This window comes from Flavobacterium sp. FG139, from assembly GCF_057809695.1.
The window spans coordinates 153363-163670 of sequence record NZ_JBMDKL010000010.1 but is presented as its reverse complement, the minus strand read 5'-3'; the positions used below and the strand labels follow the sequence as shown (position 1 = coordinate 163670).

Sequence of the window (10308 nt, the reverse complement as noted above, 5' to 3'; positions counted from 1 at the left end):
CAACGGCTGGTGCTTGTCCAAGTGCTTATACTTTAACTAGAACATGGACCGCTACGGATGCTTGTGGTAATACAACAACGGCTACTCAAATTGTAACTGTTCAAGATACTACGGCTCCAACATTTGTGGAAGCGCTTCCGACTGATATAACAGTTGAATGCTCTAATTTCCCTGAGGCAATAGTATTAACAGCTACTGACAACTGTGGTACTGCTACAGTAACTTATGCTGAAGTAACAACAGCTGGTGCTTGTCCAAGTGCTTACACGTTAACTAGAACATGGACCGCTACGGATGCTTGTGGTAACACAGCAACAGCTACTCAAGTAATAACGGTTCAAGATACTACTGCTCCAGTGTTTGTTGAAACATTGCCAGTAAACGTAACGGTTGAGTGTTCTGCGGTTCCAACTGCAGCTACATTAACTGCTACTGACAGTTGTGGTACTGCTACTGTAACTTATGCTGAAGTAACAACGGCTGGTGCTTGTCCAAGTGCTTACACTTTAACTAGAACATGGACCGCTACGGATGCTTGTGGTAATACAGCAACGGCTACTCAAATAGTAACGGTTCAAGATACTACGGCTCCTGTGTTTGTTGAAGCACTTCCTGTGAATGTAACAGCTGAATGTTCTGCGGTTCCAACTGCAGCTACTTTAACTGCTACTGATAACTGTGGTACTGCTACTGTGACTTTCGCTGAAGTAACAACGGCTGGTGCTTGTCCAAGTGCTTATACTTTAACTAGAACATGGACCGCTACGGATGCTTGTGGTAATACAACAACCGCTACTCAAATTGTAACAGTTCAAGATACTACGGCTCCTCAGTTGTCAACACCATACCTTGCTGTGGCAAATGTTAACTGTAATGCAATACCATCTGTACCGCAATTACAATTTACAGATGCTTGTTCTACAACTCCAGTAACTGTTGTTTACAATGAAACAACTTCAGCTGTGAGTGGAGGAACCTATACAATTGTTAGAACATGGACAGCAAGTGATGCTTGTGGAAATTCAAACAATTTCACACAAACCATTAATGTAACTGTTGCTAATTTTGCACAATCAACATCTGTACTTGCAGTTTGTCCAAAAGATATCGCTGTAACTGTTGATTCTCAAAACGTAATTAACACTCAATTCCCTGGAGTAATAACTGCAACAGGTACTTGGTCTATTAGTCCAGCCACAACAGGATTTAATGCAACAACTGGTATCTTTACACCATATCAATTAGCGGATGGAAATTATGTAGTAACTTATAATAATAATGATCCAGTTTGTCCTAGTACTGTTACACTAACAATACCAGTAGATAATAATGTTTGTATAGTTGCTCCTATTGAATGTGATGATTTAAATATTCATAATGCAGTAACTCCTAACGGAGATGGTCTAAATGATTATTTTATCATTGAAAATATCACAGACCCTTGTTATTCCGAAAATAATGTTGAAATTTACAACCGTTGGGGAGTAAAAGTATTTGATACAGACAATTATGACAATACATCCCATGTATTCCAAGGAATATCTGAAGGAAGAGACACTGTAAAACAATCCGCTGAATTGCCAACAGGAACTTACTTCTATATTTTGAAATACAAAACTGGAGGAGGTAATTATGTAACTAAAAACGGCTATTTATATTTATCAAGATAATCAGTAACTGAGGGTGGCCTCACCCTCAGTTATTCATTTAAACACCCAAATAAATGAGAACAAGAATTTTAATTTTCGCTTTGATGTTGATGAGCTTTGTGACGTATGCACAACAAGATGCTCAGTATACACAGTACATGTACAACACTATTAATGTGAATCCTGCCTATGCTGGTTCACGTGGTGTAATGAGTATCTTCGGATTATACAGAACCCAATGGGTTGGCTTGGACGGTGCTCCAGTCACCAGTGCTTTTTCTGTAAACTCACCAATAGAAAATACTAATTTAGGAGTTGGATTATCGTTTGTAAATGACCGTATCGGACCTACAGTTGAGAATACTGTTTCGGCAGATCTTTCTTATACCATTCAAACCTCTGAAACCTACAAACTGTCTTTTGGTATTAAAGGTACTGCTAACCTATTTAATTTAGACCCAACTAAATTAAACCCAATGAATCAAAATGATCCATTGTTACAAAACTTGAACAATAATTTTTCACCTAATGTAGGTGCTGGGGTTTATTTTCACTCCAACAAATCGTATTTAGGAGTTTCTGTTCCTAACTTTTTTGAAACCAAACGTTACAGCGATAATGATGTAGCTGTTTATAAAGAAAGAACCAATATGTATTTCATTGGAGGTTACGTATTTGAATTATCACCAAGTTTGAAATTCAAACCAGCTTTCTTAACAAAAATGGTTCAAGGTGCACCACTACAACTTGATGTGTCAGGAAACTTTTTAATTAATGATAAATTAATGTTAGGTGCTGCTTGGAGATGGAGTGCTGCAATGAGTTTCATGGCTGGATTTCAAATTACCGACGGATTATATGCTGGATATGGTTATGATTTAGAAACTACTAAGTTAGCCAACTACAATTCAGGTTCCCATGAAATATTTTTACGCTTTGAATTATTCAAACGTCAAAGTCGAATAGTATCACCAAGATTCTTCTAATAAAAAGCCAAGACAAGATGAAAAATAGAATTATATATTTAGTAGTTGCCTGCATCGCTTCAGTAAGTATGCATTCGCAAAAATTAAAAGAAGCTAAAGGCGATAAAGAGTACGATAAATTTGCCTATGTTGATGCTATCAAAACCTATGAGCGTATCTTTGCTAAAGGGTACAAGTCACAGGATATGTTAGAAAAATTAGGTGATTCCTACTATTTTAAAGCTGATTTAGACAATGCTGCCAAATGGTATGGTGAATTATTCGCCTTTACACAAGATGTAGCTCCAGAATACTATTACCGTTATTCACAGGCGTTAAAAGCGGTAAAAGATTATAAAAAGGCAGACGAAATGTTGGCCAAATTCAACCAAAAAAGTGGAAATGAATTAAGAGCTAAATTGGCTTCTTCTCAAAAAAATTATTTAGATCAAATTAAGAAAAACTCTGGTCGTTATAACATAGAGAATGCTGGAATCAATTCGAAATATTCTGATTATGGCAGTGCTTTCTTTAATGACAAAGTTATTTTTACCTCGGCAAGAGATACGGGTAGCTTTGGAAAAAGAAAACATACTTGGACAGGTGAAAGTTTCACTAATCTTTACAGTGCAGATATGGGTGACCAAGGAGCTCTATCTAATGCTAAGAGATATGGTAGTGCTTTAAATTCAAGATTTAATGAATCTACACCTGCCTTTACAAAAGATGGTAAAACAGTATATTTTACTAGAAATAATTTTCTTGATGGAAAAAAAGGTAAAGATGCTAGAAAATCAACTTTACTTAAAATGTACAAGGCTACTTTGGAAGGTGATCAATGGACTAATATAACTGAAGTACCTTTTAACAGTAATGAATATAGTGTAGCACATCCAGCACTTAGTGCCGATGAGAAAACATTGTACTTTGCCTCTAACATGCCTGGTTCACTTGGCCAATCCGATTTGTATAAAGTTGCAATCAACTCTGATGGAAGTTTTGGAACTCCTACCAATCTTGGAAATGTAATTAATACTGAAGGTAGAGAAACATTCCCAATGGTAACTTCTGATGGCGAATTATACTTCGCTTCAGACGGTCATCCTGGACTTGGAGGATTGGATGTATTTGTATCAAAAGTTCAAGCTGATGGAAGTTATAAAGACGTTCAAAACGTTGGAGAGCCTGTAAATAGTCCTAAAGATGATTTTGGTTATTTAATTAACGACAAAACGCGTTTAGGTTATTTTACTTCTAACAGAGAAGGTGGACAAGGTGGAGATGATATTTATAAATTTAAAGAAAACAAAAAATTAATCTGTGAGCAAATGCTTTCAGGTATAGTTACAGATAAAGAGACTGGATTACCCATTGAAGGTGCTAAAGTTACTTTGTCGGATGCTAGCTTTAAAATGTTAAAAGAAGTAACTACAGGTAAAGATGGGAAATTTGATTTTGGTTTAGTAGAATGTGAAAGCAAATACTACCTTAAAACTGAAAAAACAGAATACAATACTGTAGAAACACCAACAATGACTGCTAAAGAAACTGGCAAAACTGAAGTGCCAGTTGAACTTGAGAAAACAGTTAAACCAGTGAAACCTGGCGATGATCTTAGAACAGCATTCGGAATTAAAATTATTTATTTTGATTTAGATAAATCATTCATCCGTCCAGATGCAGCTATTGAATTGGCTAAAATATTGGATGTAATGGAACAAAACCCAACTATGGAAATTGATGTTCGTTCCCATACCGATTGTCGTCAAACTGCTAAATACAACTTAGCGTTATCAGACAGAAGAGCCAAATCAACAATAGCATGGTTAATCGCTAAAGGCATTAACAAATCTAGACTTACTGGAAAAGGTTATGGAGAATCACAATTAGTAAACAATTGTGGTTGTGAACCAACCAACGAATCTAACTGTACTGAAGAACAACATCAAGCTAACAGAAGATCAGAATTTATTATTACTAAATTGTAATATTGTCAAAGATTACAATTGTTTAAACCCTATGAAACACTCAACTTATGTTGGGTGTTTCTTTTTTTATATTAAACCCAAAAAAATATACTTGAATAACTATATTAATTTGCCAACTTTTATATATTAGACCTTTAAATATAATGCAATGGGAATAAAAGAAAATGTAAATTTTGTGAAGGAAAATAAGCGGCTATACTTCTGTCTTTTTAGTAGTTTCTTCCCTACTTGGAGTAATTTGTTTTAAATATCCAGAATGGCTTACCACACCTGAATTTAGCGAAGTGTATACCGGAGAGTCTATGAAAATGTTATTGACCGGCGCTATTATTGCAGCAATGTTCTTTGCCATAATAAGCTTCATCGCTAGCAAGAATAAAAAATGGTCCTTAATTGGAATTCTATTTATTACTGCTACTATAATTTTGGTTAATTCTCGATTTATTTTTAATGGCTGATATTTTCATTCCTATAGAAATGGTTTTTCCTAAAAGAAAAAATCAAAGCAGAATGGCCTAAAAATAACGGTTTATTGGAAGCTAACTTCCCAAAAGGTTATATCAAACAAACTGTTTATCCATTTACCAAAAGTCCATTTGATAAAGATTTAAAAATGGAAGAATATTCCAATCGATAAAAATAGGCAACAAAAAAACCATCTACTAACAGATGGTTTTCTTTTTCAAAATCAAACAAAACTATAAATCAATTATTTCTTCATAAACATATTAGTGTAATACTTTTTCCCAGTATCTGGATTAACAGCTATTGAAATTCCAAAATGGGTGTAATCGCCTTCAATATTGGCTTTGTGACCCGCACTGTTCAACCAAGCATTCACAACCGAACCCGGAGTTGAAAAGTTGTAGGCAATGTTCTCTCCTACTTTAGTAGCACCTAAAACTTCTTTGATGTTCTCAGCGCGCTCTGCAAACAAATCATGATTCACTACATTGTTATCAATCATATATTCATTATGTTCTAACGATTTAAATGAAATATGGTTGACAATTTCTAATGGACTCAATCCTTGGCTAACTCTGTAGTCATTGATCAATTGAGCTACTTGTAATTCTTCGGTAGAATAATTGTAATTTGTAACTAATGTTTTATCAACAGTAGAAGTATCTTCGTTTGAATTGTTAGAACAAGATACTAAAGTAAATACCAATGCAATTGGCACAAACAATCTAAGTAGTTTTGCTTTCATAGTAGTAGGTTAAGATTTTGAAGGTAGATGTGGGGCAAATATCTTCGGGTTGAATATGGAAAGTATATGTGGGGCAAATACTCTCGTTATCTATATTGTAAGAACGTGTTTCTGATTTGGTTATACAATACTACTACTATATCGCTAAAGTGACAAATAAAATCGATAAACTACATAAAATTAATTTTTAATAATGTATTTTTCTTACAATAATTATACTGTACTACTTATTTTAAAAATAAAGTTGCAAAAAAAAAACCACCTGCTAACAGATGGTTTTCTTTTTCAAAATCAAACAAAACTATAAATCAATTATTTCTTCATAAACATATTAGTGTAATACTTTTTCCCAGTATCTGGATTAACAGCTATTGAAATTCCAAAATGGGTGTAATCGCCTTCAATATTGGCTTTGTGACCCGCACTGTTCAACCAAGCATTCACAACCGAACCCGGAGTTGAAAAGTTGTAGGCAATGTTCTCTCCTACTTTAGTAGCACCTAAAACTTCTTTGATGTTCTCAGCGCGCTCTGCAAACAAATCATGATTCACTACATTGTTATCAATCATATATTCATTATGTTCTAACGATTTAAATGAAATATGGTTGACAATTTCTAATGGACTCAATCCTTGGCTAACTCTATAGTCATTGATCAATTGAGCTACTTGTAATTCTTCGGTAGAATAATTGTAATTTGTAACTAATGTTTTATCAACAGTAGAAGTATCTTCGTTTGAATTGTTAGAACAAGATACTAAAGTAAATACCAATGCAATTGGCACAAACAATCTAAGTAGTTTTGCTTTCATAGTAGTAGGTTAAGATTTTGAAGGTAGATGTGGGGCAAATATCTTCGGGTTGAATATGGAAAGTATGTGTGGGGCAAATACTCTCGTTATCTATATTGTAAGAACGTGTTTCTGATTTGGTTATACAATATTACTACTATATCGCTAAAGTGACAAATAAAATCGATAAAATACATAAAATTAATTTTTAATACTGTATTTTTCTTACAACTAAGAGGATAATCTTTCTATTTTCCAAGAAAAATCATCTTGCAATTGGTATCGAATTCTATCGTGAAGACGGTTCGGACGTCCCTGCCAAAATTCAACTTCAATTGGTCGCACTAAAAAGCCGCCCCAATGTTTTGGACGCAAAATTTCTTTTCCTTCATATTCTTGCTCTAAAAGCTTTAAATTGGTTTCAAGATATTCGCGATTGGGAATTACTTCACTTTGTGGAGAAACGATAGCACCGAGTTTGCTGCCATCGGGACGAGAACTAAAATAATTATCAGAAATCGCATCAGAAGTTTTTTCGGCGATTCCTTTAATGATGACTTGGCGTTCTAGGCTGGTCCAAAAAAAAGACAAACACACGTGAGGATTAGTATCGATGGCTTTTCCTTTTTCGGAATTGTAATTGGTATAGAAGATGAATCCTTCTTCATTGAACTTTTTAAGCAATACCACTCTCGATTTTGGAAAACCATCCAAACCAATGGTGGCCACTGTCATGGCATTGACTTCATCTACTCCGCCAAAATCTTCAGTTTCGTGAAACCATTTGTTGAATAAATTAATGGGATCTTCTGGAATGGCATTTTCTAAAAGTTCACTTTTTTCGTAGGATTTTCTATAATTGCCTAAGTCTTTCATAGTTTTTTTATTTAACTACAAAGTTCGCAAAGTTTTAATAAAGTTTACCGAAATTAAAATGGTTTTTCTGCTAGCCCCGATTTAAAGGAAAAACCTTTGCCTTTTTGCAAAGTTTTGGGATGAAAGCGGGAAAATGGAAGGCAGAAAAAGCCCAAGCCATTGCTTCGCCTGTTCGCTATTGCTCGGGTTGCTTCTAAAAAAAATGGAGATGCCCTACTCTATTTCAAATTCTTTTCCGTCGTCGGCTAAATACACGTTGGGAAAAATGGTTTCGGCTTCTTCTTTAAAGAGTTGAATATTACCGTAACGCGTAGAATAATGCCCTAGAATTAGGTTTTTAACCTTCGCTTTGAATGCAATTGTGGCCGCTTGTTTGGCGGTTGAATGCATGGTTTTTTCTGAAAGATGCGCTTCACTTTCTAAAAACGTACTTTCATGATAGAGGAAATCTACGTTTTCAATAATGGGAATGATCGATTCGTTATACATCGTATCGCTGCAATAAGCGTAGCTTTTGGCTACTTGCGGATCAAAACTAAGCTCTGCGTTAGGAATTATTGTGCCGTCCTCTAAAGTGATGTCACCGCCGTATTTTATTTTGTTGAAATATACTTTGTCGATGTTGTATTGTTCAACAGCTTCAATATTGAGTTTGCGTTCGGTGTTTTTTTCATGAAATAAAAATCCGTTGGTATAAATGCGGTGTTGGAGAGGAATAGTTTTTACGATTACTTTGTCATCTTCAAAAATAGTTTCGGATGATTTAGATTCCAATTCATGAAAATACAAGTTATAGCCTGTATAAGAACCTGAGGCGCGCAATTGAAGTAGTATGATTTCTTTGATGCCTTTGGGTCCGTATACATGCAAATCGTTAAGGCGATTGAGTAACATAAACGTAGAAATCAATCCAATTAAACCGTAGAAATGATCGCCGTGCAAATGCGAAATAAAGATGTGATTGATTTTAGAAAACTTAACCTTGCTTTTGCGCAATTGCACTTGAGTTCCTTCAGCACAATCAATTAGAAATACTTGATTTTTAATTTCTAACACTTGTGAAGTTGGATTGGATAACGTGCGTGGTGTAGCGGCATAACAGCCTAAGATGGTAAGTTTCATTTACACTATATTAAATTTACTGCGAAATTATTGTTTCTTTCTGTTTGTATAAACAATAAGTAGCATAGAAACCATAAATACAGCGTTGGAAGTTATGCCCCAATAATTATATTTTTTTTGGACATAGCGGTTATAAATAGAAAGACCGAGTAATAGTGCAAAACCAACTAATAGAAAGTAGGTCAGTTTTTTATTTCTCATTTTGATTATTGTTTTCAATTTTACCCAGCTTGACAACTTTTACAATAATATAAACCAAAAGCACTAAATTGACAGCTAACTTTAAGTAATCAAACTCTTGATTTCTAATGCCTTTCATTAGATTTCGGGTAAATAAAAAGGTCAGAATAAACAATGCCGCTACGTAAATGTAAATAATTGTTTTGTTGGTTAGTTTCATTTGTTATGAGTTTTAAAATCCTAAATCGCGTTCAATTTCTTCCATTTCAATAATGTCGTGTGCTTCTTGAAGTGATGGCACCACAATTAACTTAGTAGGCACTTCATTAAAATCGATATCATTCACCACAATTACAAATGACTTTTTCCCTTTTCGATGCGTTTTAGACAAATCAGCAAACAATTTTAGATCTTTTAAACTCACATTTTTATCTGGAGTAACATCTAAAATGAGGTTTTGATTTTTATACGAATGGTGTTCGTGAGTTACTTTATCAAGGAATAATTGAATACTTCCTTGGGTATCTTTTATAGTGGTGGTGTGGCCTTTTTGTTCTACTTTCATTATTGTTTTATTTTGGAGGCTAATAAATAAATTACGGCCATTCGAATGGCTACACCATTTTCAACCTGATCCAATATTACAGATTGTTTGGAGTCGGCTACATCGGAAGTGATTTCTACTCCGCGATTGATAGGTCCTGGATGCATAATTACAATTTCTTTATTCAAAGAATCTAATAATGTTTTATCAACACCATATTGTTGTGCATATTCACGTGTGGACGGAAAATAATTCACATCCATACGTTCGTTTTGCACGCGAAGCATGTTAGCAACATCGCACCATTCTAAAGCTTTACGCAAATTAGGTTCTACTTGAACTCCTAAACTTTCAATGTATTTCGGAAGTAAAGTTTTTGGTCCGCACACTTTCACTTCGGCGCCTTGCATTTGCAGTGCATAGATATTAGAAAGTGCCACACGCGAATGCAAAATATCGCCTACAATTACCACTTTCTTTCCTCCTACTTCACCCAATTTTTCTCTAATTGAAAAACTGTCTAATAACGCTTGTGTTGGGTGTTCGTGTGCTCCGTCTCCAGCATTTACTATACTTGCTTTTACATTTTGTGACAGAAAATAAGCAGCACCGGGATTCGCATGACGCATGACCACCATATCCACTTTCATTGATAAAATATTATTCACTGTATCGATAAGCGTTTCTCCTTTTTTAACAGATGATTGTGCCGCAGAAAAACTAATCACGTCGGCCGAAAGTCGTTTTTGTGCTAATTCAAACGATAATTTGGTGCGTGTACTGTTCTCAAAAAAAATATTAGCTATGGTGATATCTCGTAACGAAGGAACTTTTTTAATTGGTCGGTTGATGACTTCTTTAAAATGGTCGGCAGTTTCGAAAATTAAATCGATGTCTTCCTTAACAAGATATTTTATGCCTAATAAATGGTTTACACTTAATTCTTTCATTTATTGTTGTGTTGTTGTGTGTTGTAATATTA

Annotated in this window: 10 protein-coding genes; 3 read left to right on the top strand and 7 right to left on the bottom strand. The window is 34.7% G+C overall.

Features of this window, described 5'->3' with window-relative positions; all coding sequences use genetic code 11:
* From ACODSI_RS10440 to ACODSI_RS10430, 3 genes are all read left to right on the top strand, one after another.
* Positions 1–1670, top strand: a 1670-nt coding sequence (locus ACODSI_RS10440) for a T9SS type B sorting domain-containing protein (protein ID WP_488916794.1), incomplete at its 5' end; no start/stop codon positions are given.
* A gap of 53 nt (positions 1671–1723) precedes the next feature.
* Positions 1724–2635 carry a PorP/SprF family type IX secretion system membrane protein gene (locus tag ACODSI_RS10435; RefSeq protein WP_488916793.1) on the top strand — a complete coding sequence of 304 codons (912 nt, stop codon included), beginning with the start codon at positions 1724–1726 and terminating at the stop codon, positions 2633–2635.
* A 17-nt stretch (positions 2636–2652) separates the two neighbouring features.
* Positions 2653–4602, top strand: coding sequence for an OmpA family protein (locus ACODSI_RS10430; RefSeq protein WP_488916792.1), 1950 nt, complete (start codon positions 2653–2655; stop codon positions 4600–4602).
* A gap of 709 nt (positions 4603–5311) precedes the next feature.
* Here the strand turns inward: ACODSI_RS10430 and ACODSI_RS10425 are convergent.
* From ACODSI_RS10425 to ACODSI_RS10395, 7 genes are all read right to left on the bottom strand, one after another.
* The gene (locus ACODSI_RS10425; protein WP_488916791.1) at positions 5312–5812 is read right to left on the bottom strand and encodes a CAP domain-containing protein; all 501 of its coding nucleotides are present in this window, start codon (positions 5810–5812) and stop codon (positions 5312–5314) included.
* Positions 5813–6124: 312 nt separating this feature from the next.
* Entirely contained in the window at positions 6125–6625 is a 501-nt protein-coding gene (locus tag ACODSI_RS10420; protein WP_488916791.1) for a CAP domain-containing protein, read from the bottom strand.
* Positions 6626–6835: 210 nt separating this feature from the next.
* Complete coding sequence (pdxH, locus tag ACODSI_RS10415; RefSeq protein ID WP_488916790.1) at positions 6836–7480, bottom strand: pyridoxamine 5'-phosphate oxidase; 645 nt, start codon at positions 7478–7480, stop codon at positions 6836–6838.
* A gap of 213 nt (positions 7481–7693) precedes the next feature.
* The gene (locus tag ACODSI_RS10410) at positions 7694–8602 is read right to left on the bottom strand and encodes a ribonuclease Z (protein ID WP_488916789.1); all 909 of its coding nucleotides are present in this window, start codon (positions 8600–8602) and stop codon (positions 7694–7696) included.
* 190 nt (positions 8603–8792) lie between these two features.
* A complete protein-coding gene (locus ACODSI_RS10405; RefSeq protein WP_488916788.1) occupies positions 8793–9002 on the bottom strand; it encodes a hypothetical protein in 210 nt (69 codons plus the stop codon).
* A gap of 12 nt (positions 9003–9014) precedes the next feature.
* On the bottom strand, positions 9015–9347 hold the full coding sequence (locus ACODSI_RS10400; RefSeq protein WP_488916787.1) for a ribonuclease Z: 333 nt from the start codon (positions 9345–9347) through the stop codon (positions 9015–9017).
* Positions 9347–10276, bottom strand: a complete 930-nt coding sequence (locus ACODSI_RS10395) for an aspartate carbamoyltransferase catalytic subunit (protein ID WP_488916786.1) — start codon at positions 10274–10276, stop codon at positions 9347–9349. The genes ACODSI_RS10400 and ACODSI_RS10395 overlap by 1 nt, the downstream gene beginning before the upstream one ends.
* Positions 10277–10308 lie beyond the last annotated feature (32 nt).